The sequence below is a fragment of the Vibrio maritimus genome (assembly GCF_021441885.1).
In the GTDB taxonomy this organism is placed as follows: domain Bacteria; phylum Pseudomonadota; class Gammaproteobacteria; order Enterobacterales; family Vibrionaceae; genus Vibrio; species Vibrio maritimus_B.
Genome location: NZ_CP090438.1, coordinates 556,624 through 581,975 on the forward strand (window position 1 = coordinate 556,624; position 25,352 = coordinate 581,975).

General features: G+C 46.6%; 24 protein-coding genes. 12 read left to right on the forward strand and 12 right to left on the reverse strand.

Annotated features, from left to right (window positions below):
* Positions 1-38 precede the first annotated feature (38 nt).
* From LY387_RS02525 to LY387_RS02540, 4 genes are all read left to right on the forward strand, one after another.
* Entirely contained in the window at positions 39-572 is a 534-nt protein-coding gene (locus LY387_RS02525; RefSeq protein ID WP_042473476.1) for a phosphatase PAP2 family protein, read from the forward strand.
* Between the two features lie 14 nt (positions 573-586).
* Entirely contained in the window at positions 587-1,630 is a 1,044-nt protein-coding gene (locus tag LY387_RS02530) for an MJ1255/VC2487 family glycosyltransferase (protein ID WP_234495209.1), read from the forward strand.
* Positions 1,631-2,175: 545 nt separating this feature from the next.
* Positions 2,176-3,135: a transcriptional regulator LeuO gene (leuO, locus tag LY387_RS02535; RefSeq protein ID WP_042473481.1), complete on the forward strand. Its 960-nt coding sequence runs from the start codon at positions 2,176-2,178 to the stop codon at positions 3,133-3,135.
* A gap of 204 nt (positions 3,136-3,339) precedes the next feature.
* Positions 3,340-5,145: an AMP-dependent synthetase/ligase gene (locus tag LY387_RS02540; protein ID WP_234495210.1), complete on the forward strand. Its 1,806-nt coding sequence runs from the start codon at positions 3,340-3,342 to the stop codon at positions 5,143-5,145.
* Positions 5,146-5,206: 61 nt separating this feature from the next.
* Here LY387_RS02540 and LY387_RS02545 read toward each other — a convergent pair whose 3' ends face one another.
* Positions 5,207-6,496, reverse strand: a complete 1,290-nt coding sequence (locus tag LY387_RS02545) for a peptidoglycan DD-metalloendopeptidase family protein (protein WP_234495211.1) — start codon at positions 6,494-6,496, stop codon at positions 5,207-5,209.
* 128 nt (positions 6,497-6,624) lie between these two features.
* Here LY387_RS02545 and tyrS point away from each other — a divergent pair, with 128 nt between their 5' ends.
* On the forward strand, positions 6,625-7,812 hold the full coding sequence (gene tyrS, locus LY387_RS02550; protein WP_234495212.1) for a tyrosine--tRNA ligase: 1,188 nt from the start codon (positions 6,625-6,627) through the stop codon (positions 7,810-7,812).
* 199 nt (positions 7,813-8,011) lie between these two features.
* Here tyrS and grcA read toward each other — a convergent pair whose 3' ends face one another.
* Positions 8,012-8,389, reverse strand: a complete 378-nt coding sequence (gene grcA, locus LY387_RS02555) for an autonomous glycyl radical cofactor GrcA (protein ID WP_112459559.1) — start codon at positions 8,387-8,389, stop codon at positions 8,012-8,014.
* A gap of 372 nt (positions 8,390-8,761) precedes the next feature.
* On the opposite strand from grcA, the gene nfo reads away from it, so the two are divergent.
* From nfo to LY387_RS02570, 3 genes are all read left to right on the forward strand, one after another.
* Positions 8,762-9,610, forward strand: a complete 849-nt coding sequence (nfo, locus tag LY387_RS02560; RefSeq protein WP_234495213.1) for a deoxyribonuclease IV — start codon at positions 8,762-8,764, stop codon at positions 9,608-9,610.
* 356 nt (positions 9,611-9,966) lie between these two features.
* Positions 9,967-10,644 (forward strand): uracil-DNA glycosylase, encoded by a 678-nt coding sequence (gene ung / locus LY387_RS02565; protein ID WP_234496039.1) that lies wholly within the window; start codon positions 9,967-9,969, stop codon positions 10,642-10,644.
* A 97-nt stretch (positions 10,645-10,741) separates the two neighbouring features.
* The gene (locus tag LY387_RS02570) at positions 10,742-11,293 is read left to right on the forward strand and encodes a hemerythrin domain-containing protein (RefSeq protein ID WP_234495214.1); all 552 of its coding nucleotides are present in this window, start codon (positions 10,742-10,744) and stop codon (positions 11,291-11,293) included.
* Between the two features lie 80 nt (positions 11,294-11,373).
* Here the strand turns inward: LY387_RS02570 and LY387_RS02575 are convergent, their stop codons facing one another.
* The 7 genes from LY387_RS02575 to LY387_RS02605 all read right to left on the reverse strand — a co-directional run bounded on the left by LY387_RS02575 (position 11,374) and on the right by LY387_RS02605 (position 16,757).
* A complete protein-coding gene (locus LY387_RS02575) occupies positions 11,374-12,558 on the reverse strand; it encodes a tetratricopeptide repeat protein (RefSeq protein WP_234495215.1) in 1,185 nt (394 codons plus the stop codon).
* Positions 12,555-13,181, reverse strand: coding sequence for an energy transducer TonB (locus tag LY387_RS02580; RefSeq protein ID WP_234495216.1), 627 nt, complete (start codon positions 13,179-13,181; stop codon positions 12,555-12,557). The genes LY387_RS02575 and LY387_RS02580 overlap by 4 nt, the downstream gene beginning before the upstream one ends.
* Positions 13,182-13,586 (reverse strand): ExbD/TolR family protein, encoded by a 405-nt coding sequence (locus LY387_RS02585; protein ID WP_042473501.1) that lies wholly within the window; start codon positions 13,584-13,586, stop codon positions 13,182-13,184. It abuts the gene before it with no gap.
* Positions 13,583-14,170, reverse strand: a complete 588-nt coding sequence (locus LY387_RS02590) for a MotA/TolQ/ExbB proton channel family protein (protein WP_042473504.1) — start codon at positions 14,168-14,170, stop codon at positions 13,583-13,585. The genes LY387_RS02585 and LY387_RS02590 overlap by 4 nt, the downstream gene beginning before the upstream one ends.
* Positions 14,160-15,503, reverse strand: coding sequence for a MotA/TolQ/ExbB proton channel family protein (locus LY387_RS02595; RefSeq protein ID WP_234495217.1), 1,344 nt, complete (start codon positions 15,501-15,503; stop codon positions 14,160-14,162). Before LY387_RS02595 ends, LY387_RS02590 begins: the two co-directional genes overlap by 11 nt.
* Positions 15,503-16,270 (reverse strand): DUF3450 domain-containing protein, encoded by a 768-nt coding sequence (locus tag LY387_RS02600; protein ID WP_234495218.1) that lies wholly within the window; start codon positions 16,268-16,270, stop codon positions 15,503-15,505. Before LY387_RS02600 ends, LY387_RS02595 begins: the two co-directional genes overlap by 1 nt.
* Before the next feature lie 301 nt (positions 16,271-16,571).
* Complete coding sequence (locus LY387_RS02605) at positions 16,572-16,757, reverse strand: DUF3545 family protein (RefSeq protein WP_234495219.1); 186 nt, start codon at positions 16,755-16,757, stop codon at positions 16,572-16,574.
* A 705-nt stretch (positions 16,758-17,462) separates the two neighbouring features.
* Between LY387_RS02605 and LY387_RS02610 the strand changes: the two genes are divergently transcribed.
* Positions 17,463-18,902 (forward strand): alanine/glycine:cation symporter family protein, encoded by a 1,440-nt coding sequence (locus tag LY387_RS02610; protein WP_234495220.1) that lies wholly within the window; start codon positions 17,463-17,465, stop codon positions 18,900-18,902.
* A gap of 106 nt (positions 18,903-19,008) precedes the next feature.
* Positions 19,009-19,782, forward strand: a complete 774-nt coding sequence (gene yaaA / locus LY387_RS02615) for a peroxide stress protein YaaA (RefSeq protein WP_234495221.1) — start codon at positions 19,009-19,011, stop codon at positions 19,780-19,782.
* Between the two features lie 246 nt (positions 19,783-20,028).
* Here yaaA and srmB read toward each other — a convergent pair whose 3' ends face one another.
* Together srmB and LY387_RS02625 are read right to left on the reverse strand one after the other, a co-directional pair.
* A complete protein-coding gene (gene srmB / locus LY387_RS02620) occupies positions 20,029-21,258 on the reverse strand; it encodes an ATP-dependent RNA helicase SrmB (RefSeq protein WP_234495222.1) in 1,230 nt (409 codons plus the stop codon).
* Between the two features lie 99 nt (positions 21,259-21,357).
* Positions 21,358-22,080 carry a tRNA1(Val) (adenine(37)-N6)-methyltransferase gene (locus LY387_RS02625; RefSeq protein ID WP_234495223.1) on the reverse strand — a complete coding sequence of 241 codons (723 nt, stop codon included), beginning with the start codon at positions 22,078-22,080 and terminating at the stop codon, positions 21,358-21,360.
* 294 nt (positions 22,081-22,374) lie between these two features.
* Here LY387_RS02625 and brnQ point away from each other — a divergent pair, with 294 nt between their 5' ends.
* Positions 22,375-23,685, forward strand: coding sequence for a branched-chain amino acid transport system II carrier protein (brnQ, locus tag LY387_RS02630; RefSeq protein WP_042473523.1), 1,311 nt, complete (start codon positions 22,375-22,377; stop codon positions 23,683-23,685).
* A gap of 60 nt (positions 23,686-23,745) precedes the next feature.
* Here brnQ and fldB read toward each other — a convergent pair whose 3' ends face one another.
* Entirely contained in the window at positions 23,746-24,264 is a 519-nt protein-coding gene (fldB, locus tag LY387_RS02635) for a flavodoxin FldB (protein WP_234495224.1), read from the reverse strand.
* 212 nt (positions 24,265-24,476) lie between these two features.
* Between fldB and xerD the strand changes: the two genes are divergently transcribed.
* The gene (gene xerD / locus LY387_RS02640; protein ID WP_419153434.1) at positions 24,477-25,331 is read left to right on the forward strand and encodes a site-specific tyrosine recombinase XerD; all 855 of its coding nucleotides are present in this window, start codon (positions 24,477-24,479) and stop codon (positions 25,329-25,331) included.
* The last annotated feature ends 21 nt before the right edge of the window (positions 25,332-25,352 follow it).

A 25,352-nucleotide genomic window follows, 5' to 3' on the forward strand; every position in this document is an offset into this window, starting at 1 on the left:
TTTTGATCATGAACTGCGCGTCTAACAAGGAGTAGGTTGTGCGAACGATTGAACCGATTGCAAGAATGGATTTGGCATTTTCATTGTTTTGTTTGGGGCACCGATTTAACGCTCAGGTGGCTCGAGTGAGTCGCTGGGTATCCCGCACCGGCGATGGGCACTTATACCTCTTACTCGGCGTTTCGGTTTGGCTTTTTGATGACACAGTAGGCAAGCTGTTTTTTGCTGCTGCTCTGCTGGCATTTGCGATTGAGCTACCGATTTATTGGCTGGCCAAAAATAGCTTCAAGCGCCGCAGACCCGAAGAGTTCTCCAACCTTTTACATGCCTTTATTACACCGTCGGATCGCTACAGTCTGCCATCCGGGCACACGGCGGCAGCATTTTTAATGGCGACCATCATTGGTCATTTCTATCCAGGTTGGCACGATGCTGCATTGATGTGGGCTGCCTTTATCGGAGCGTCACGCATCTTACTCGGGGTTCACTTTCTTACCGATGTCGTCATTGGCGCAGCGCTTGGTCTTTCGTCGGCTCAGATCGCGCTTAACTACGTTCTAGACAAGTTTTAAAAGGAACCGCATTAATGAAAATACTTTACGGTGTTCAGGGGACGGGAAATGGGCATATTGCACGTGCAAGGGCGATGTGTCATGCGCTGAAGTCTCATGATGTAGACGTCGATTTTCTTTTTTCTGGGCGAGCGAAAGACAAATACTTCTCGATGGAACAGTTTGGTGACTATCAAACCCGCAGAGGTTTTAGCTTTGTCACAGAAAACGGTCGGGTGAATTACATGAAAACCGCGCTAGAAAACAGTTTGCCTTCGTTTCTTGGAGAGGTGCGAGAGTTAGATGTCAGTGGTTATGATCTTGTCGTGAACGATTTTGAGCCGGTTTCTGCATGGGCGGCGAAAAGGCAAAAAGTCCCCACAGTCAGTATAAGTCATCAGAACGCGTTTCTTTTCGACGTTCCTCAAAAAGGAGCGAACTGGCTAGATGACTCTGTGATACAGCATTTCGCACCGTCGCAGTATCAACTGGGACTTCACTGGTATCATTTTGGTCAGCCGATTTTGCCTCCCATCGTTCACACCCTTGAGCAGGATGTTACCTTGGAAGATTTTATTTTGGTCTACCTGCCATTTGAAAACACCGATGCCATCATTGACCTTCTTCTTCGCTTTGCTAGGCATAACTTTGTTTGTTATCACCCTGACAATATCGAACACGCGCAAGTTGAGAATATCTTGATGAAGCCGCTTAGCCATGAAAGCTTTCAATGCGATTTGCATCGCTGCTCTGGTGTGATTGCTAACGGAGGCTTTGAACTGCCTTCAGAAGCACTTAGCCTGGGTAAAAAGCTGTTGGTGAAACCGTTAGATGGTCAGTTTGAGCAGCAAAGTAATGCGGCGACGTTAGAAAGTTTAGGGTTGGCTCAGTCTATGGACTTCTTAGATGCCGGTGTTATCCGAGACTGGTTGGATGAAAAGCAGGCGGAGCGCGTGTTCTACCCCGACGTCGCAGAAGGTATTGCTAACTGGCTCGTTAGCGGCAATTGGTCATGCAGTGCGAATTTGCGTGAGAGTTTGTGGGAGAAAGTAGACTTCCCAAGTTACGCTTCTATCTGACCATTACCATCCTTACCGATTTACAACGAAGCCCAACCTGATTCTAGGTTGGGCTTTGTTGTTATTATCATACAGTTCATTCGGTTACATACATCGAGCTCTCGATATTGGATTTTCGTCCGTGTAGGGTATGGCGATGATGAATACTAACTATATACAATGCGAATAGTAGTGGCTGAAGTTTAATCGTGTATCAAATAGACTATAAGGAACAGCTTTACACCTTGTTATAGTGCCTAGTTATGATTTGGCATGCTAACTTGGACAAAAGTTATTAAAAATGTAATTTATCTTTTTTTATATATGATTTAAATTATTGTTATTAAAGGTTATTGTAATTAACCTGATAAAATTTGATGATTCTTTGTCAATCTTGTTGGTGTTGAGTTAATTATTGGTGGATAGTTGGTTTCGTCCTCGAAGTATGCAGAGGATTAATAGAATGATGTAGGGTACCCCTGAGGCGATGACGCTGTTCTCATTGCTCTCTTTTATTGGTTACCTGTTCCCCATAGTCGAGATTGAAATTACACGAGGCTTACTAAATGTTAGACAAAAAAGATGCTATGAGCGCAATCGCTAGTTACCGCATGGAAAGCACATTACGCGGCGTAGATCTAAACCTATTGACTGTTTTCGACGCAGTGATGCAAGAGCAGAATATCACTCGCGCGGCGCACAATTTGGGTATGTCGCAACCTGCAGTAAGTAACGCAGTAGCGCGTCTAAAAGTGATGTTTAATGACGAGCTATTTATGCGTCAGGGCCGTGGTATTCAACCTACACAACGAGCACGTCAATTGTTTGGTCCTGTTCGTCAAGCGCTACAATTGATCCGCAACGAGCTTCCAAGCTCTATCTTCACACCAGAGACATCAACTCGTCTATTTAAGATGGCGATTTGCTCTCCATGTGACATGCGTTTTGCTCCAAAAATCATGCAAACTATCTCTGAGCAAGCGCCGCACGTGCAGCTTCACTTAGACGCAGAAGCGGATCGTCAGCTCGCTGATCGTATGCGCTACCAAGAGATCGATTTTGTTATCGACTACGCTCGTTACGATGCGCAAGGTTTCTCAAGCACAGAGATCTTCCAAGATGAGTTGGTTGTGGTTGCAGCGAAAAACCACCCACGTATCCATGGTGCAGTAAGCACAGCGCAACTAGCCAATGAAAAGCACGCTAAGCTGTCTAAAGTTCACGGTGTACGCAGCTTCTCAGAGCAGGCTTATCGCGACCTTGAGTGTCAAGCGTCTTACGAAGGCACTAGCCTTAGCAATGTGCTGTATGTGGTAGGTCAGTCGGAGCTAGTGACGATCGCTCCACGTTGGTTAGTTGAAAACGCTGTTAATAAAGAGCAGCTACAAGTACTTACTCTGCCAACAGAAAACAACAAAATCAGCGGTTTCCTAAGCTGGCACGAGTCGAGCGAAAAAGACAAAGGTCACATTTGGCTGCGTGATCAGCTAATGGTTATCTGCGGCGAAGTTGTTGCTTTGTCATAATCCATTACAACTTTAGTCATCGAGCCCCAAGCACGCTGTGCTTGGGGCTTTTTTATTGGTTTCAGCGCTTTATTATCATCGCACGGTAATTCGGGTAGGAATTATTGATAACTTTGATATGGGTCTGTTGCCTTTTTCAGCGGCAGATGTACACTTGTGCGCTCAAAAGGCTTACATGTGTAAGCTAAAAGGTAAAGATAGAACATGGCTAATTTAGATTTCCATATTGTAAAGAAGATTCGTGACCGAATCGCACAAGGTGGCGACAAGATCGCCTTACGACATAAAATCAACAATGTGTGGCAAGGGATTAGCTGGAAGGAGTTTGGAGTCAACATTGATGCGTTGTCTCTGGCTCTGATCGGAAAAGGAATCCAACCTCAAGATAAGATTGGTATCATTTCGAACAACATGCCGAAATGGACCATCGCTGATTTGGCTGCATTACAAGTGCGCGCAGTGACTGTGCCGCTATACCCTACCAATACGCCAGCTCAAACCAGTTATATCGTTCAAAATGCGGATGTACGTATTCTCTTCGTTGGTGAACAGGAGCAATACGATGCAGCGCTATCTATTTTCCAAGAATGCGAGCAGCTAGAACTCATCGTTGCGATGAGTGAAGAGATCGTGGTTGAAGACAACAGCTTCTCGGTAAGCTGGCAGCAGTTTATTGCTGATGCCAGTATCGAGAATCAGTCAGAACTCACAGAGCGTTTGTCACAAGCCAACTACGACGATTTACTGACGCTGATCTATACCTCTGGAACAACGGGTCAGCCAAAAGGTGTCATGCTTGACTATGCAAACATTGCAGCGCAGCTTCGTGGACACGATGAGAGACTAAGCTTAAGTGAGAGCGATGTGTCTCTTTGTTTCCTTCCGCTCTCTCATGTATTTGAGCGCGCGTGGACATTTTACGTCTTGTATAAAGGTGGCACGAACTGCTACTTGCAAGACACAATGCAGGTACGTGACGCATTGGGCGAAATCCGCCCAACGGTAATGAGTGCAGTGCCACGCTTCTACGAGAAGATTTTCTCTGCAATTCATGAACGCGTATCTAAAGCGCCAGTTCATCGCAAGATCCTGTTTACCTGGGCGGTAAACATGGGTGCGAAAATGGCGCAATGCCGCCAAGATAATGTCGAGCCATCCTTCTTGCTTAAGAAAAGCTACGCGCTGGCAGACAAGATCGTGCTTGCTAAACTGCGTGAGCTGCTCGGTGGTCGCATTAACTTTATGCCATGTGGCGGCGCTAAACTTGACGAAACTATTGGTCGCTTTTTCCAAGCAATCGGTATTAACGTCAAGCTAGGCTACGGCATGACCGAAACCACAGCGACGGTTTCTTGCTGGGATGATACCTGCTATAACCCAGGCTCTATCGGGATGCCAATGCCAGGTGCTGAGGTTAAGATTGGCGACAACAATGAGATCCTCGTCCGTGGTCCTATGGTCATGCGTGGCTATTACAAGCTTCCTGAAGAGACCGCGAAGACCTTTGATGCTGACGGCTTCTTGAAGACGGGTGATGCGGGTGAGTTTGATGCGCAGGGTAATCTGTTTATCACTGATCGCATCAAGGAGCTAATGAAGACCTCAAATGGTAAGTACATTGCGCCGCAAGCTATTGAAGGCGCTATTGGTAAAGACCATTACATTGAGCAGATTGCGGTTATCGCTGATACACGTAAGTTCGTTTCTGCCTTGATCGTACCGTGCTTTGACACGCTAGAAGAGTATGCCAAAGAGCTCAATATTAAATATCAAGACCGTCTGGAGCTGATTAAGCATCATGAAGTGGTTGAGATGTTTGAGAAACGCATTACCGAGCTGCAAAAAGAGTTGGCTAAGTTTGAGCAGGTGAAAAAGTTTAAATTGCTACCAACAGGCTTTTCTATGGATAAGGGTGAGCTGACACCAACGCAGAAACTGCGTCGTAAAGTCATCAACGACCGTTACCAGGACGAAATTGAAGAGATGTATCGCGACGTACCAAGCAAGTAATACACTCTAAGTAAACGAAAGCCCCGAGCAATGCTCGGGGCTTTTTTGTAGTTTTGATTTTTTAATTGTTGGCGTAAAGCAGTTCGCTGTATCGGTCTAACGTATTGAGACGGTTCTGCGCATTGGCCAAGAAGGTTTGCTTTGCTTTGCCTGTTAAAGACTTAGACTGTGGAAGCTTGACCGTTCTTGGGTTCTTATGAACGCCATTAACCAAGAATTCATAATGGAGGTGAGGGCCGGTCACTCGACCTGTGCCCCCCAGTGTTCCCACCGTCTGGCCTTGCTTTACACGCTGCCCAGTTTTTACCTTACGTTTCTGTAGGTGCAAGTACTTGGTAATAAAGGTGTTACTGTGCTTGATGAACACGTAGTTACCATTGAACTGGTTATAGCTAGATTTGATTACCGTACCATCGCCTGCAGCCCAGATAGGTGTACCAACTGGAGCGGCATAATCGGTGCCTCTATGTGGACGTACTTTACCGGTCACTGGATGTCGTCTTACTGGGTTGAAGTTTGACGTCACACGCCTAAAGTCGAGTGGTGCTCGTAAGAACGCCTTTTTCATCGCTCGACCGTTCTCGTCGTAATAGTTGCCTGTTTTGTCATCAAAGATGGCGGTAAACGTGTCATTTTGGTTTTTAAAGATAGCGGCGATGATTTTGCCGCGGCCAATCACTTCGCCTTCGACGACTTTCTCTTGATAGAGTAGTTTAAAGTAGTCGCCAGAGCGGATATCTAATGCAAAGTCGATATCCCAACCAAAAATACCAGCGAGCTCCATGATTTGGTTGGCCGTCAATCCTGCACCGATTCCGGCATTCCAGAAGTTTGAGCTGATCTCTGCTTGCGCATAGTTGTATTGGTAATCGACCTGTTTTTTGTCCCAGCTAGAGGCAAAGCCTTTATCGGTTTTGGTGACCTTGAAGGTCTCATAGTCATTGATGCGGCGCTTTAGCTGTACGAAGTCGCTGTTCTCGTCAAAACCAAAAGTCAGCTTATCACCGGGGCGCAGACGCGAAAGCTGCTGTTTAATGTCGTCGTTGGTATAGATAAGATCGTGAAGTAGGCGAGGGGAAAGTCCAAGACGTTGAAATAGAATTGCCGCACTCTCACCGGAGCGAACGGTATGCTCTTCCCACTTTAGCACCACGGTCGGCGGTGCAGCATTACCAATTGGAAATGCATCGCTGTCTATGGAGAGCGCGTAGTGCTTGCCAATTTCGAGTCGGTCGTTTCTATCATCCAGCTCAGAGATATCCGGCAGAAACAGTGCAACGACGATAATGGCACTAAAAAAGGCGATGAGCGCGCGATGGAGCCAAGGCAAGCGCTTAAAAACAGAGACCATGAGCGTTTAAATCAACATTATTTTGAAATTTCCTAAACCAAATAGTCTAACTGGTTTCAAAAAACATCGCTATTCAAGTAAGATGTCCAACTATTATATTTTTGCCAAATCTGTGGGAGTGAACAAGAATGGCGAACCTTGAAGCAGCGTTGGCTGAAATCAAACGCGGTGTTGACGAGCTAATTCCAGAAGAAGAACTGATTGCGAAGCTGAAAGAGAACCGTCCTCTTCGCATTAAACTGGGTGCCGATCCAACTGCGCCGGATATTCACCTAGGCCATACCGTAATTTTGAACAAACTACGTGCATTCCAAGACCTAGGCCACGACGTGACGTTCCTGATCGGTGACTTCACCGGTATGGTTGGTGACCCAACGGGTAAAAACACGACTCGCCCACCGCTAACTCGTGAAGACGTACTGCGTAACGCAGAAACCTATAAAGAGCAGGTATTCAAAATCCTAGATCCTGCAAAGACTAAGATTGCATTTAACTCTGAGTGGCTATCTGAGTTGGGTGCAGAGGGCATGATTCGCCTTGCTGCAAACCAAACTGTTGCTCGTATGCTTGAGCGTGATGACTTTAAAAAGCGTTACGGCAACAACCAGCCAATCGCAATCCACGAATTTATGTATCCACTGCTTCAAGGTTACGACTCAGTCGCGATGGAGACGGATGTAGAGCTTGGTGGTACAGACCAGAAGTTCAACCTACTTATGGGTCGTGAACTGCAAAAGTCGCACGGTCAAAAACCACAAGTTGTGCTAACTATGCCACTACTAGTTGGTCTAGACGGCGTGAAGAAGATGTCTAAGTCTGCTCACAACTACATCGGTGTAAGTGAAGCGCCATCAGAAATGTTCGGTAAGATCATGTCTATCTCTGATGATTTGATGTGGAGCTACTACGAGCTACTTTCATTCCGTCCATTAGGCGAGATTGCCCAGTTCAAGGCAGACGTTGAAGGTGGTGCAAACCCTCGTGACGTTAAGATCTTGCTGGCGAAAGAAATCATCGCACGTTTCCACTCAGAAGCAGATGCTGACGCGGCGGAAAAAGAGTTCATCAACCGTTTCCAAAAAGGTGCGATGCCAGAAGAGATGCCTGAGTTCGATTTCGGTGCGGGCCTTCCAATTGGTAACCTACTAAAAGAAGCGGGCCTTGTGAGCTCAACGTCTGACGCTATGCGTATGATCCGCCAAGGTGCGGTGAAGATTGACGGCGAGAAGGTTGAAGATACTAAGCTAGTGCCAGCAGCAGGCCAAGCGGTTTACCAAGTGGGTAAACGTAAGTTTGCTCGCGTTACATTGAAGTAATCTTCGATACTCTGAGCGCGCTTTGAGAAGATCCCTGCCTGCGCAGGGATGACACAGCACAGACTACAGTGCCTATTCAATGCGCATCAAAAACCTCCTTCGGGAGGTTTTTTTGTATCGCTGAATGCTGATTTACAGGCATAAAAAAACAGACGCTTGTGCGTCTGTTTTTTAGTATCTGTTTACTTAGTGTCTCTAATTATAGAGACTCAGTAAAGGTACGAGCGATAACGTCACGTTGCTGTTCTGGCGTTAGTGAGTTGAAACGCACTGCGTAACCAGAAACACGGATCGTTAGCTGTGGGTAGTTCTCTGGGTTAGCTACTGCGTCTTCTAGAGTTTCGCGCTTAAGAACGTTCACGTTAAGGTGCTGGCCACCTTCGATCTTTGGAGCAGCTTCGATAGCAACTTCACGGCTTTCGTACTCACCTAGATCGCTAACTGCGATAACTTGGTCAGCTTCAAAACCAGCGTTTGCTGCAACACAACGTGCTTCGTTTTTCTCGCCGTCGATCAACCAGATTGAGTTCAGTAGATCGTCGTTTGCTGCTTTAGTAATTTGGATACCTTGAATCATCACTATCTCCTAATCCACTTTCAGAGTGGCATTTATATGGTGTTAATTTTCAAATTTTGTTGAGCTGGCTTATGTATAACTCGTTGTGGGTATTTTAGTATTGATTTAGATCAAAATACAACAAAAAACATTAAAAACTTCATGGTTAAATTTTTGATTAAGGTCAATTAAACCTTTAAAAATGGTGCTTTAAAATGATATTTTAATATTTAAAATTTATTTGAATGCGTATTTTGTTGTAATAAAACTACAAAATACGTTTATTTGTTCATCGCTATACCTAAAATCAAGGGTTTCCATAGCTCAAACTGAAAGTATAAGATCGCTAAATAACAGTTCTAAAAATGTGATCTCGATCGGGTATCAAACGACATGAAAAAATTTATAGGAGCGCATGTTTCGGCAGCGGGTGGTGTGGACAATGTGCCACAAAGGGCAAGTGACATTGGCGCCAATGCCTTTGCACTTTTTACCAAGAATCAGCGTCAGTGGGTGGCAAAGCCACTGGATGAAAAAGTGATTCAAAGCTTTAAAGCGGAATGTCGAAAATACGGCTTCCGAGCGGAACAAATTCTTCCGCATGATTCATATTTGATAAACCTAGGCGCACCAGAGCAAGAGAAACTTGAAAAGTCACGCGCCGCCTTTATTGATGAAATGGAACGCTGTCATCAGCTCGGGCTGACCTTATTGAACTTCCATCCAGGTAGTCACTTGAAGAAGATCTCAGAAGAAGAGTGTCTGGACAGGATTGCAGAATCGATCAATCTTGCTCACCAAGCGGTACCTGAGGTGATTGCCGTGATTGAAAATACGGCGGGGCAGGGTACGAACCTAGGTTGGCGCTTTGAGCATCTCGCACACATTATCAATAAGGTAGAAGATAAGTCGCGGGTTGGTGTTTGCATTGATACTTGCCACACGTTTACGGCGGGATATGACCTTAGAACCAAAGAGGCGTGTGAGGCGACGTTTGCTGAGTTCGATCGTGTTGTTGGTATGCACTATTTAAGGGCTATGCACCTAAACGACTCAAAGATACCTTTAGCAGGTAAGGTCGATCGCCATCAATCACTGGGTAAAGGTGAGATTGGATGGGACTGTTTTGAGTATATCGCAAAAGATCCTAGGTTTGACTCTATGCCATTGATTTTAGAGACAATAGAGCCTGAAATCTGGGCCGATGAGATCCAGCAATTGAGACTATTTGCAATTAATTGATCTTTTTTTGCTGTTCTATTAAGCATTTTGGCATCTTTCTTTCATAATGAATTACATGCATGTTGCATAATTCTGTGACTTTATAAGGTAGGTGCCATATGACTCGTCCAGCTGCTCCAAGACCAAGTACAACACGTTCATCACGTTATCCAAGTCCTAACCGTCATATTCATTGTCACGGGCACTACCGAACGCCACAGATGAAGAATCAGCACCATTGATAAACTGACGAATTAGATAACAGCACCGACGTTCAAAAAACGCGTCAAAGGTGCGTGGCATAAAGCCAAATGACAGTAGTGGTGACCCTCCATTGAGTGATAGACTACACCCCAGATTTCACCATCTTGGGGACGATAATGACAACACTCACCTGGCAAGACGTCATCGGTAAAGAGAAACAGCAAGCATACCTTCAACAAACCCTTGAGTTTGTGGAGCAGCAGCGCGACGCGGGTAAAATCATCTATCCACCAGCAAGCGATGTGTTCAATGCATTTCAATTTACTGAATTTGCCGATGTGAATGTGGTGATTCTTGGTCAAGATCCTTATCACGGTCCCAATCAGGCGCATGGTCTCTGTTTCTCGGTCCTTCCGGGTGTGAAGACGCCGCCGTCGCTCGTCAATATGTACAAGGAACTCGCTCAAGATATTCCTGAGTTCGAGATCCCAGGGCATGGTTATCTCAAAAGTTGGGCCGACCAGGGCGTACTGCTTCTAAACACTGTGCTCACGGTCGAGCAGGGGCAAGCACACTCTCACGCCAAGTTGGGTTGGGAAACCTTTACTGACAGAGTGATAGAAGCGCTAAATCAAAACAGTGAGAACATCATATTCTTGCTTTGGGGTGCGCATGCTCAAAAGAAAGGATCGATGATCGATCGTCAAAGACATCATGTATTGACGGCGCCGCATCCATCGCCGCTTTCGGCGCGTCGAGGTTTCTTTGGCTGTGGTCATTTTTCCAAGACGAACCAATTGCTAGAAGAGCTTGGTAAACCGGCTATCAATTGGCAGCCAGTACTCGACTAGCATTATCTTTAAGTTGACGATTTTTCGAGCACCATCAAAACACGTCTCCTGATTCTCTTATACACTTATAAAGAGTATGGAAATTGGGAGCAGGATTATGATGATCGAAAGGATTAGGCGCGAGCACGGCTATATGGTGCGATTGCTCGCGATTTTAAATCGAAAATTGCACTTACTCGAAAAAGAGCAACCTATCAATTATGGGGTGATCAAAGAGATCGTTGATTACCTCGCAAATCACTCTGAAAAAATCCACCACCCGAAAGAAGACATTCTTTATCATTACTTTATCGAAAAGTATGGCTCGCAGGAGCAGATCGATAACTTAGAGTCAGACCATCAAGCTTTATCAGCCAAGACCCATTCGTTTCTCGATATTGTCGAGATGATTTTGCACGATGCGGTGGTACCTCAAGAGCTGTTTATTGGCAGGCTGTCAGAGTTTATTCAAGATCAGAAACGGCATTTAGACCTTGAAGAGCAGTCTGTTTTGCCTTTGATAGAGAAGCGATTTACCACTCATGATTGGCAAGCAGTAGAGAGTCAGTGGACGATAGTGGAAGATGATCCCGTGTTTGGTGAGACCATTGCAGACCGCTATAAACAGCTGGCTCAGCGAGTAAGACAAAACGAATTCGAGAGTGTTTAGCTGTTCTAAAAACGACGATTCCCTCATAAAGAGGGAATCAAGCATCGTAAGGTGCGATTAGCGACTAATTTTGGCCACCATTAGTGAGCTTGGCTCATCTGTTGTAGGTATTGCAGCCAATCTGCACTCTGTGTTGTTGGCTTGACTCTGTGTGCCTGTTCGGCAACCTTGGTCGCTTTCGCGTAGTCTTTCAAGCCCACATAGGCTCGCGCTTCTAAGAGTAATCTTTCCTGTTCAGGCATGCCCTGAACTTTGGCTAGTGAGCTCAAAGCTTGCTTAAAATCCCCTTGTTGCAACTCAAGACGTGACACTTCTTCGTAGTATTTGGCGTTGAGTCTCGCCGCAGCGAGCCAAGCGGTTTGCGCGTTTGACCACTCACGCGCCATCTGCCAATGTCTCGCCTGTTTGATAATCGTATCGATGTCCGTCTCTTTCACCTGCAGGTTGGCATAAGCCTGCGCAGCTTTCTCTGGAATACCTTGCTGAGAATAAAGCTGTGCCTTGCTCAGTTGCAGGTTGTCAGGTACTTCAATGCCTGCGCGCTCTGCTGATACAAGTGTTGCGAGCGCCAGCTTGTATTGCTTAGTCTGCATGTATAGAGAGCTTAGTTGCTGCCACCACATCAGATTATCAGGCTGTAACGCGAGTAGCTTCTGGGTGGTTAGGATTGCACTCTTTAGATGATTCAGCTGCATTTCTGCGGTGAGCTGTAGACTCAGTGGTTGCAGTTTCGGTGTGCTGTCTAACTGGTGGTAATGTTTGATTGCAGCAAGCAGCGTTCTCCACTGTTGAAGCAGGTAGTGAGCGCGAGCTTTGTTTAACCATACTCCCGTTATCTGCTCTTTCGATAGTTTTTCGTAGCTCTTGGCTGTCTTAGTGAGGTTGTCAAAATGAACTAATGCCTTTTCTGGCATATCTTCGGAGAGCATAAGCTCAGCAAGCATACGCTCTGTTTGCCAGCCTTGTTCGTCTTTAAAGGCTTTGGTGTCGACGGCTATTTGTAGCTGAGTGATGGCTTTGTCTGGTTGCTCTGCTTGCCAGTAGTAGATACCGAGCATACGAGCAACATAAGCACGGTCGAAACTTGCGTTTGGCTGCAAACCTTCAAGCAAGGTGATTGCCTCGCCAAGTTTCTCTTCTTGCTCTAATTCATAAGCTTTAGATACCTGAGCAGCAGTTCGCATACCGAGTTCTTGGTTGGCGAATACACTGCCTGTTATAACACTAAGAAATACGGCTGAGAGCGCCAATAAACGTTTACTCATTGATTTAACTTAAACTCTAGTTTCACAGTCTGACCAACACGAGGCGTCGCCTCGCCATTGACCACCATAGGCTGGTATTTCCATTGCTTAAGAGCAACCATAGCTTCACGCTCAAACATACGTTTCGGATTGGCTTCCAACACTTCAATATCGGTTGGACGACCGCGTTCATCGATAGTGAATGACATCACGACGTAGCCTTGAATGTTTCGCTGCAAAGCTCGACGTGGATAACGCGGCTCTTTACGGTGTAGCGGCATGACCTGTTGGTTCTGACCAATGTCAGGAACGGTCGGCGCATTCAAGGAAACACCAGCAACCGAGGTTGATACCGAGATGTTTGGTAACTGGGGCGTGCTTGGCGTTTGTACACTGGATACCTGCGAGCTTTGCTCTACGACAGCTGCGGAAGGCGGTGTCGATGGCATTTTGGGTGGCTCAGGCAGTGTACGTTGGCGTCTCGCGGTTTCACTGTCGGGTTCTACCATGACCAAGTCATAGCTTAGCCTTGGCTTTTCATCCGGCTTGGACTTAGGACCGATATCGATCATCCAGCTCATAAACGAGAACAGGGCAATCGCGAGCGCCGCTGCGAGCGGTATGCTCGCAAGAACTCGAATCATCTATGGACTCTCCGTTGCCAAGGCGATCTTAGTGACACCTGCACCTTTCGCGCTATCCATCACTTCGACGACTGTGCCGTTGAAGGCGTGTTTGTCAGCTTGAATCACCATCGAGGCATTAGGCTGCTCGAGTAGTAGCTTCTCGATAGTCGCTTGGACACGTTCTACATCCACACGACGTTTGTCGATGTAGATGTCATTGGCAGATGTAATGGCAACGAATATCCCCGCGTCTTTCTGGCTCACAGCGTGGCTTGCTTGCGGGCGATTCACATCAACACCCGACTCACGCACAAATGAACTTGTTACGATAAAGAAGATCAGCATGATAAAGACGATATCCAGCATGGACGTCATATCGATATTGGCTTCTTCATTTTGTTTTCTTCGGTGACCTAATCTCATTGTGAGTCTCCATCCGCAGCCTTGCTAGCGTGAACATGGCTATTTTGGCGTTCACTTCTTAACAACTGCTCAAGTTGAAGCAGGCTTTTGCTGCTCCATTTTTGAATACGGGAAAAGGCAAGCATACCTGACAGTGCTGCAACCATACCTGCCATAGTAGGGATGGTTGCCATTGAAATACCTGCAGCCATTAGTCTTGGTTGCGCGCTGCCCTGCGCTGCGAGCGTATCAAACACAGTGATCATGCCGGTTACAGTACCAAGCAGACCTAGCATCGGGCAGAGGCTGAGCAAGCACTTCAGGAAGTTTATGTTTTGCTTGAGTTTGTTTTCTGCCTCGCTGAGCATGGCATTACGTTGTGATTGTGCGTACCAAGAGTAATGATCTTGGCGCGCAGCCCATTGATTGACCCAGAGCTTGCGCTCTGACGGGAAAATCTTGGCAAAGTAAATCACGCGCTCAATCGCGACCACCCAGAATATGAACACTACGGCGGCCAGCCACCATAGTACTGGCCCACCTTGCGTCATAAATTGGTTGAGGTGTTCGCTTCCTGGCAACCAACTGAAGAGGTTATGCGGCATACGCTTGCTTGCTCTCCGTGGTTTGCGCTTCAGCTTGCTGTGCAACCAGACCGACACTCTGTCTTTCTAAAACGTTGCGAATGGCTTCTGCTTTTGAGCTCAGTAGGTTGTGAGCAAGTAGCAGTGGCATTGCCGTGATAAGACCCAGCACCGTAGTGACCAGCGCCATTGAGATGCCGCCTGCCATGACTCTCGGCTCTGCATTACCAAACTGAGTGATCACCTGGAAGGTTTCAATCATGCCCGTTACTGTACCTAGCAGACCTAACATTGGCGCGAGGGCCGCGAGAAGTTTTAGCATGCTTAAACCGCGTTCTAAGTGCTGTTGTTCATCCATGATGGATTCAAGCAGTCTTAGCTCAAGTGCTTCTACGTGCAGTTGTTTTTCGCTGTTGTAGACGCCTAGTACACGACCTAACGGGTTATCGGTTGGCGCTTCTGGTGACTTAAGCTGTTTCTTGATTTTTTGTTCGGTCGTAGTAAGAACTACAGCACGATACAGAGCGATGATCATGCCAATCGCGAACAGACCCGCGATGATTTTGCCGACGATACCACCGTGAGCGAATCGCTCACTAAGTGTTGGGTTATCAGCAAGTTGCTTGTAAATATCGCCGCGACTCGGGTCGATAACAGCAGGTGCTTGACCTGTGACTATGCCCGCTGTATCCGCTGAAGTCGGGACTTCTTTCGGTAAGCGAGGGAAATCACTGGCAAGTTTGCCATCCCAATCAACCGGACCGTGCTCTGCAAGCAGGGCAAAGTTGCCTAAGCGGGTGGCGTTAATCGTGGTAATTTCACCGGCGCCGTTAACAAATGGGACTTTCACGTCAGCGTAGGTCGCGCTTGAGGCGATTTGCGCTTGGTAAGCATTCCAAAGGCCGGTCAGCTCCTTAATTGAAGGCAGTTTTTTAGCGGCAACAATATCGTCTATCGCTTTGATTTGTTCAGGCTGTTCGGTATTAGCGACAGATTGCTCTAGCTCAACTTGAAGTTCTTTCGCTGATTGGCGAACGACGCCGAACAGTTCACCTAAGCTGCCGGTTTCAAGGTGAAGTTTCTTTTGCTGCTCAGCCAGCGTGCGCTCATTGTCAGAAAACGCATTGCTAAGTGATTCAATGCTTGCTTCAAGTTGCGCTTTACGGCTTTCTAGCTCCGCTTTGCGTGCCGCTAGCGTTTGTTCTTCTTGTTTGAACTTTGCTTCACGTTCGCTGTTGTGGGCTTTTTCTTGTTGCTGTGCAGTTTGTGCTTTCGACGTCAGTGAGTCGGCAGCAATAATTGGTTGAGAGAAGCCAAATGCGATCAGCGCGGCCATCAATACTGTGTTACGCATTAGCTTGGATCCTTCTGTAGAGAAACCGGTAGCTCAATCAGAGCTGGCGAGGCTTGTTTGTTTGCAATTGCAAAGGCTTTATCGATTTGCGGAGCAAGCGCAGCGTCAACCACAACCCAACTATTTTGATTGCTGTCCCATGTCCAGTATTGGTTTCTATCAAGGCTGCGAGCAACCAGTGACAGTCTGCCTAGGTATAGCTGCTCAGCTTCAATTTCACTGCCTACATTAATAAGCGAACGGTAGCTGCCTAACTTGATACCGTAGTCCATTTCAATTTGGTAGGCTTCAAGGATGCGACGATATTTTTCTGCATCGCTGACATCAGCTTGAGGCATGAGTGCTTTAAGCTCCTCCAGTCTTGCAAGACGTACATCTAGGCGAATTGGCTTGTCGCTCGAAATGTGCTGCTCAAGTCCTTCAAGCATTTGATACATCAAAGGCACAACGCCTTGGCGCGTGTCGCTGATTTGCTCGAGCTGAACATTGATGCTCGCCATCTCTTCTTCTTGGTTGCCAACAACGGCTTTTAGGTGACGCTCGTAGACTTCTAGGTTGGCAACTTCTTGCTCAAGCATGGCAATGTCAGACTTCAGTTCGAATGCCTTATCGCTGCTTTTGTTGATGCGAGCTTGGCTTTGCGCGCTCTGTGTGATGGTTTGTGCTTCGACATTGCGAGCACTATTAAGATCGTTGGCGCTCGTCATATGGCTGATGGTCAGCAATGGTAGCGAGCATAAAGTGAGACGAAGAGCCGTCTTGTTCATTTCTATAGCCTTCTGCTGTTACTAGAAAGTACCGATAATGTGTTGGGGTGATGTCCAAAGCGAAGCGATGCTGTCGTTCGAAACGAGGGCGTATTGTAGGTCAATAGCGAGCAGAAATACAGAGTAAATGATATTGATATGAGTTATCATTTGACTTTCGTCAATTAGTTATCTTTTTTACGTAAGAAAAAGAGGACCTGTATAAAAGACAAAACCCTCGCTGTGGAGGGCTTTGGTTGTCATCAGCAGCGACGTTTCAGGCTCGCCGTTACCGAAAATTCTATGGTGAATGTGGGATAGGTTATAGGTCTACATCATCCAATGAGAAGTCCAAACCGATATCCATATCGTTGAGCTCTTTTTGCAGACGCTGTCTGTCTTTTATGGCTTCAATTTCGCGCCACTTTCTTTTGACAGGTTTCGAGCGACCCGCGCGGGCTCTCGGTGCATCCATTTCCGCAATGTCTTCCAGTTCAAAGCCGTCCATAAGCTACCTCTACTTTTGTTGTTCTCCCTACGGAGACCTTTAAGTACCATATTCTTACGCAGACTAACTTTGATATGTTTCTCATTTGTTTCGTGATTATGAATCTTTTATGCCATTTTGAACGCAATCTCACACTTTTGAGCCAAACGGTTGCGCAAAAAATAACCGCTTGAATCACAAAACGAAAAAGAGTTGGTGGTGCTATGTTGTTAAAACCGTGTGCAAGTGGAGCCGTAGGGCGGAGAGTTCGTGCTACGAGAAACGTTCTCATTGCCTGAGAGTGAGTAAAAAGTATTCCGTTTTGTAAAATAAGCGCTAGCCGTTGTGGTAACAAGGTTTGCTCGCGTTTTCTCAGCAGAGTGACTTGTCGCTGACTATGCTTGTTAGTTGTTGGTGAAATGTTGTGTTTTTGGAACGGCTTTGAAAGTTAATTGCTTTGCTAACTGTTAACTTTTCGTGATTTTATGGTGAAAAATAACAATTATATACATATCATTGCGTATTGATTTTTATGTGGCATGCCTGCAAAATCCGCCCCGTCAAAAAATACGCCGACTTGTATGCCGTTCTCAAGTGGTAAGAAATACAAGCTAAGTTGCCGTGAAAAACAGAGAAACTAACAAAACTTCACGGATGGAGATAACCATGGCACTTAGGACGCACTTGGAAGTGCAGCTCGGACTCTAACTTTAAGTGAGGTTTAAAGTGACAGACGTTATCAATTTAATGAACGATCTACTTTGGGGATCGATTCTGGTTTATCTACTCGTAGGTGTGGGGATTTACTTTACAGTACGCCTCGGGTTTATTCAGTTCCGCCATTTCGGTCACATGTTCAGTGTGCTGAAAAACAGCCGCAAAGCTGACACAGCAGGCATCTCTTCTTTCCAAGCTCTTTGTACAAGCCTAGCTGCACGTGTTGGTACTGGTAACATGGCTGGTGTTGCGGTCGCACTAACCGCTGGTGGTCCGGGTGCTATTTTCTGGATGTGGCTAATTGCTATGCTCGGTATGGCAACCTCGTTCGCTGAGAGTACCCTAGCACAGCTATACAAAACCAAAGACGATGATGGTAACTACCGTGGTGGTCCTGCTTACTACATGGAAAAGGGTCTGGGCATGCGCTGGATGGGCGTGCTGTTCTCTATCTTCCTAATCATCGCTTTTGGTTTGGTATTTAACGCAGTACAAGCAAATGCGATCGCTAATGCGATGAACACTGCATTTGGTTTTGACCCAATGATTGTCGGTGTGGTGATTGTACTTATCTCTGCATTCGTCATCTTTGGTGGTGTACGTAAGATCGCTCGCACGGCAGAGCTTATCGTTCCTGTGATGGCGTTGGCTTACCTTGTTCTTGCTTTCGTAGTGATGTTTATGAACATCGAGAAGGTGCCTGAAGTCCTTGCCTACATCTTCAAGAGTGCGTTCGGTCTGCAAGAAGCAGCGGCTGGTGGTCTGGGTTACGCAATTGCTCAAGCCATGATTCAAGGTATCAAGCGCGGTCTATTCTCGAACGAAGCGGGTATGGGCTCTGCGCCAAACGCGGCAGCATCTGCAACGCCATATCCGCCGCACCCGGCATCTCAAGGTTACGTTCAGATGCTAGGCGTATTCACGGATACCATTGTTATCTGTACCGCAACTGTGGCGATTATCCTGATGTCAGGTGAGTATGTACCACATGGTGAGGTGACGGGTATCGAGCTGACCCAACGAGCGCTGAGCTCTCAGGTTGGTGATTGGGGCGGTATCTTTGTTGCGGTTGCGATTTTCTTCTTCGCATTTACCTCTATCATTGCTAACTACTCGTACGCAGAAACCAACCTGATTTTCCTAGAGCACAACCACAAAGCGGGTCTTGGTGTGTTCCGTATTATTGTACTGGGTATGGTGATGTTCGGTTCGATGGCAACGCTACCAATAGTTTGGGCGCTAGCCGATGTGTCGATGGGTCTGATGGCGATTGTTAACTTGATCGCGATTATCTTGCTGTCAGGTATCGTGATTAAGCTGGCGAAAGACTACAACCAGCAACTGAAAGCAGGTAAGGTTCCGACCTTTGATGCGAATGACTACCCTGAGCTGAAATCTCAGCTTGAAGAAGGTATTTGGGATAACACTAAGGAAACGGCGAACAAGTAATCGCTTTTACCTATCTCAAAAATAGATTAAGCCATGCACTATTTCGTTGATGAAAGTGCATGGCTTTTTTTATACTGAAGCAAATCAATATTAAAAGAGTAAAGTCATGCTTATTGTTGTTTCACCTGCTAAGACCTTAGATTATGAGTCACCCCTTGCGACTGAGCGATTCACTCAACCAGAGTTGATTGAACATTCTGCTGAGCTTATTAAAGAGTGTCGCAAGCTCACCCCTGCCGATGTCTCTGCATTGATGAAGGTGAGCGATAAAATTGCAGGTTTGAACGTGGCGCGTTTTGAAGAGTGGTCCGAAACGTTTACGACAGAGAATGCTCGTCAGGCTATCCTTGCATTTAAAGGCGATGTTTACACCGGACTGGAAGCAGAAAGCTTGTCTGAAGATGACTTTGATTATGCTCAGCAGCACTTACGCATGCTTTCTGGCCTTTATGGTCTGCTTAAGCCATTGGACTTGATGCAGCCTTATCGTTTAGAAATGGGCACTAAGCTTGCCAACGAGCGTGGCACTAACCTGTACCAATTCTGGGGCGACATAATCACCAATAAACTCAATGATGCACTTAATGCACAGGGTGACAATGTACTGATCAACCTAGCATCGAATGAGTACTTCAAGGCAGTTAAGCCAAAGCAGCTCGATGGCAAGGTGATCACGCCGGTATTCAAAGACTGTAAGAACGGCCAATACAAGGTTATCAGTTTTTACGCTAAAAAAGCGCGCGGTATGATGGCACGTTACATCATCGAGAACCGTGTTGATTCGATTGATAAACTGACGGCATTCGATGTTGCGGGCTACTACTTTGTTGAAGAAGAATCGACGGCGACGGAACTGGTGTTTAAGCGCGAAGAGCAGTGATTAGTGGAGTCGAGATAAAGCAGAAGTAACTAGCTAATGCTCGCGGTATATCTCGTCATTCTCAAATTATACTTCGTCATCCTCACGAAAGTGAGGATCTCTGGCCGCGAGTGTCGCTCTCAAATTAAGTGAGTCACTTGCGGTGAAAGATCCCCTTTTTCAAGGGGATGACGCATATTAGGGACTACAACATACCTAGTTGTGTAGTTATTATTTGATAGAGCTATATCTAGAGTAGCGCGCTCGTTATTTCTTCTTAGCGCTTTTCTTTTTCTTCACCGCTTTTTTCTTGTCGTCTTTTTTCGGCTTCTTCTTCTTAAAGACAGGCTTTTTATGCGTTGGGCGCATGCCGTCAATAAAACGCTCTTTGATGGTCTCTTTGGTATAACGACCGACACGATCCATCATTGGTTGGTCATGCGCCTCTACGATAGAGATCGCGATGCCTTTCTTCCCCGCACGAGCCGTACGACCGATGCGGTGCAGATAGATATCAGCACTGCGTGGTAAGTCGTAGTTAATCACGTGCGAAACATCCGGCAGGTCGATACCGCGAGCAGCAACGTCGGTTGCAAGCAGTACGTTAACACTGCCATCGCGGAAACGGCTGATGGCGTTGTTACGGCGATCTTGCGGCATCTCACCTTGGATCCAAGAACATGGGATCTGAGCACTATCGAGTTGCTGGCGCAGTTCACCAAGGCGCTCACGGGTTTTGACGAACACTATGGTGCGCTGAGCTTGCTCGGTCAGGATGTGTTTGAGCAGGTTAAGCTTGTGTGCGGCATCATCGGCACGGTGATACCACTGGGTGATCTTCTTGCGCTCACGCGTCGATGGCTGTGCTTCGAGTTCAGCAGGCTCTTTTAGAAGATCAGCTGTAAAGCCTTCGACACCGCGTCCCTCTAGCGTCGCTGAGAAAAGCAGTGTTTGTTTACGCCAGCGACATTCTGCTGATAGTCGATCAACCGTTGGGCCAAAGCCCAGATCAAGCATGCGGTCTGCTTCATCCAATACTAACCATTCAATGGCACGACAATCAAAGCGCTCTGCCTCGATATACTCCATCAAACGACCTGGCGTCGCTACGACGATATCTTGAGTCTCGGCAAGTGTGGAGGCGTGTGAGTCATAGGTAACACCGCCCGTGATGGTTGCGACTTTAAGTCGAGTGTATTTTGCCAGCGCTGTTGCCTGCTCTGCTACCTGCATCGCAAGTTCACGAGTGGGAGTCAGAATCAAAATACGTGCAGGGCCGGCTTTTTTACGAGGGAAGTCGAGCAAGTATTGAATTGCAGGAATAGCAAACGAGGCCGTTTTACCTGTGCCTGTTGGCGCTGAAGCGAGAATGTCACGTGCATCCAATGCTTGTGGAATAGCCTGAGCCTGGATCTCGGTAGGGCGGCTAAAGCCCATTTCTTCAATCGCTTCTAAAAGGATTGGATCTAAATCTAGTTCGGCAAAGGTTCTGATCACGGTAGTGTCTCCACAAGACGTAGGTTGCCCCTGAGCAAAAAAACATCGAACAGGGAAAAAGTAGGGCGGCTATTATACTCAAACCGAGGCGAGGCGCACTTACATTTTAAGGTAAAAATCTTTGGTTAGGGCAATAAAGTCCTCAGAGTATCCGCCAGATGCGCTATGAATGATGAGGCGTTCTTCATCACAGGCTTCGGAGCGCTTCGTCAGCGTAAACAGTAATCGGTTACACGGCTTGTTGATGGTCGCCTGTACATAGCAAATTCGATTCAAGTGCCAGCCTTTGTGCTTGGCAAGTGCGATGAATTGTTCCCCCTCGACTTTAGGTAGCACAAAGCTCGCACTTCCTTCTTTACTGAGGAGCTTGTCACAACGATCTAGCAAGTGCTCATGGGAGAGGGAATGTGTATGTCTCGCGGTTGCTCTCTGGCTATTTTTCGCGGTCTCTCCGCTATTGAAATACGGCGGATTGCAGATGATGCCATCGAAATTGTGTTCAAATGGTTGCGCCAATATATCGCTGTGGAGCACAGTGATGCGTTCATGCCATGGTGACTGCTGAATATTATAGGTTGCATCGACGATGGCGGTCTCATCGATATCGACAGCAGTGATTGCGGCATCGACAAATCGCTGGGCGAGCATCAAGGTGAGTAGTCCGGTGCCAGTACCAATATCCAATAGGGTGTTAGAGGAATGAAACCTTGCCCATGCCCCTAGTAAAACACCATCAGTGCTGACAGGCATTCCTGAGTTGCCATCGTGGATAGAGAACTGCTTGAATTGAAAGCCTTTGGTTTTTGTCGTGCTACAAGTCATAGTTTATTTTGTTAATCGTTTGCTTTTAAGGGTTTGTCACTATTGTTAAATTATTGAGTAGTGAAATGCTCTGTATGTAAGCGATGTGTGTGAGAAAATGGTCAAGATAAAAGTTTACCTTTTAGTTCAAAACTAGTGAATCGAACTGCCAGTTAACTGTAACAACAAATTAATGTAATGTTTATCACCGCTTCTATTGCTTATTAATCATCGATTGTTCATCATGCCCGCCTAATTTTACGTGGCAACTAAGAGTGCTGCGGCAGACACAACATAACAAGTAAGGGCATATCTGTGAAACAGACGTTAAAAACAACAGATATTATAGCAGTCGGCTTTATGCTGTTTGCTTTTTTCCTAGGCGCGGGCAACATCATTTTCCCACCTCTAGCGGGTCAATTGGCGGGTGAAAACTTGCTACCAGCCATGACTGGCTTTCTTCTCACTGCAGTAGGTCTTCCTCTTATTACCATTATTGCTGTTGCAGTGGCAGGGGGCTCTTGGGAGCACCTTACGAAAGATCTGCCGAAGAAAGCAGCAACGCTAATCGCTGTCCTTATCTTTATTATTATTGGCCCTGCTTTCGCAGCTCCGCGTACAGGTCTTGTGGCCTATGAAATGGCCATTCGTCCATTCTTTGCTGATGCGGCGCAAATGCACCTAACGATTTTCTCAATCTTGTTCTTTGCAGTAGCCATGTCATTTGCATGGTCACAGGGTAAGTTGATCGATGTAATCGGTAAGGTGTTAACTCCGGTATTGTTTATCGGTTTGATTGTTTTGGCGGGTGCGGTGTTTATTGACCCACAAGGCGAGATGATTGCGCCGGTTGGCGAGTACCTAAGTCAGCCACTAACAAAAGGTTTCCTTGAGGGTTACAACACAATGGACACCTTTGGTTCGTTGATGTTTGGTATGTTGATTGTTGATGCGCTGCGCAAGAAAGGCATTACTGAGCAAGCTGCAACCACTAAATACCTGATCAGCTCTGCGCTTATTGCTGCTGCGGGTCTAGCGTTTGTTTACATCTCATTGTTCTACTTGGGCGCAACCAGTGCAACGGTTGCAGCGGGTGCGGATAATGGCGGCGCTATCTTAAGTCAGTATGTGCAGGCTCTGTTTGGTCCATATGGTCAGATTGTTCTGTCTGTTATTGTCCTATTAGCTTGTTTGACGACGGCGATTGGTCTTATCTCGGCATGTTCAGATTACTTTAGCTCACTAACGTCAATCAGCTATCAGAAATGGGTCGTTATCATTGGTGTTGCGTGTGCGGTTGTAGCTAACATCGGTCTGGCTCAGCTGATTTCTCTGTCTGTCCCAGTGCTCTTCGCACTCTATCCGGTTGCTATTGCTCTAGTAGCACTGACGTTTGCTCGCAAGTACCTAGCAAACCCGAAATTGGCATACCGCGTGGTTATTCTTGTGTCTCTGTCGTTCGCTATGATTGATGCAGCAAAAGTAACGGGTATTGATGTGTCATTTTTCAATGCATTACCACTCTTTAGTGTTGGTATGGGCTGGGTAATGCCAACGGTTGCCGCTATCATCTGTATGTGCTTTGTAGGTCGTAACGATGAGAAGCTAGAGCAAGAAGCGGCTTAATCACTATGTATCAATATAAAAACGGCGCCTTGTTAGGCGCCGTTTTTTTGTCTTTCAAGCTTAAAGCGTTTGCTGATACTCGACGAGGATCTGCTCACACCAAGTGGCGATACGCTCATCACTCAACTCATATTGTGAGTCCTCGTCTAGAGCGAGACCAACAAATTGGCTACCATCTTCAGTTAGTGCTTTAGAAGCTTCGAACTCATAGCCTTGGTTATCCCAGTAGCCAATGAACTGTGCACCTGTTGGCTTAAGCTCTTCATGAAGCATTCCCATCGCATCCAGATACCATTCGCCATAGCCTTCTTGATCGCCTAAGCCGAACAATGCCACGACCTTGCCGCTTAGCGACACGCCACCGATTTGATCCCATATCCCGCCCCAGTCTTCTTGGAGTTCGCCGAAATCCCATGTAGAGATCCCTAAGATAAGTAGATCGTAGTCGCTCATCTTGGAAATAGGTGTGTCTTTTACGTTAAATATGTCCACAATATCTGGACCAATGATCTCGCGTATTTTTTCTGACGCCATCTCGGTGTAGCAGGTTGATGAACCGTAAAATAAACCTATTTTCATAACTTCACTGTGTCGCTGTTGTAATGAGTGGCAGTGATTCTACTCTGAATTCGCCCATCTTTGCAGCGCTTATTGGTCTGCTTGCTGTTTTTTATAGCATTCTTGTTTTTTCTCGCTTACTCTGTTGAAAGTACTGTATAAACATCCAAGAGGTAGTCGTGAGCGACGTGAATATCCAAGATCAGGGGCTAGTGGAACAATTCTTAGATTCCATGTGGATGGAGCGAGGACTGTCAGAAAACACCCTGGCATCTTATCGAAATGACTTGGTTAAGTTATTGAAGTGGATGCACGAACACAACTACAGGCTGGACTTTATCAGTTTATCTGGCTTGCAAGAGTACCAAATGTGGTTAACGGATCAGAACTACCAACAAAGCTCACGAGCTAGGATGCTGTCTGCGATTCGTCGCCTGTTCCAATATCTTCATAGGGAAAAGCTTCGCTCCGATGATCCCACCGCTCTATTGGTTAGCCCGAAGCTCCCGAAGCGTCTGCCGAAAGACCTGACCGAGGATCAAGTTACCGCCCTGTTGGAGTCGCCAGATCCTAACGACCCGATTGAGCTTCGCGACAAAGCCATGCTAGAGCTTCTTTACGCGACGGGACTTCGTGTCACCGAGTTAGTCAGCCTGACCATGGAAAACATCAGTCTGAGACAAGGCGTAGTGCGTGTGGTCGGTAAGGGCAACAAGGAGCGCTTGGTCCCTATGGGGGAAAATGCCGTGGACTGGATCTCGGAATTTATTGAAAAAGGTCGCCCACTACTTCTTGGCGAGAAAACGTCAGACGTGGTCTTCCCGAGCAAGCGCGCCAAACAAATGACCCGGCAAACCTTCTGGCATCGTATTAAGTTCTATGCAGTGTTGGCGGACATCGATACCGAATTGTTGTCGCCTCACGTGTTGCGACACGCTTTTGCGACGCATCTTTTGAACTATGGCGCAGATCTGCGTGTCGTACAGATGTTATTGGGGCATAGTGACTTATCTACGACACAAATTTATACTCATGTAGCAACAGAGCGATTGAAGAACATTCATAGCCAGCATCATCCAAGGGCTTAATTTAACGTTTTCTATACAAAG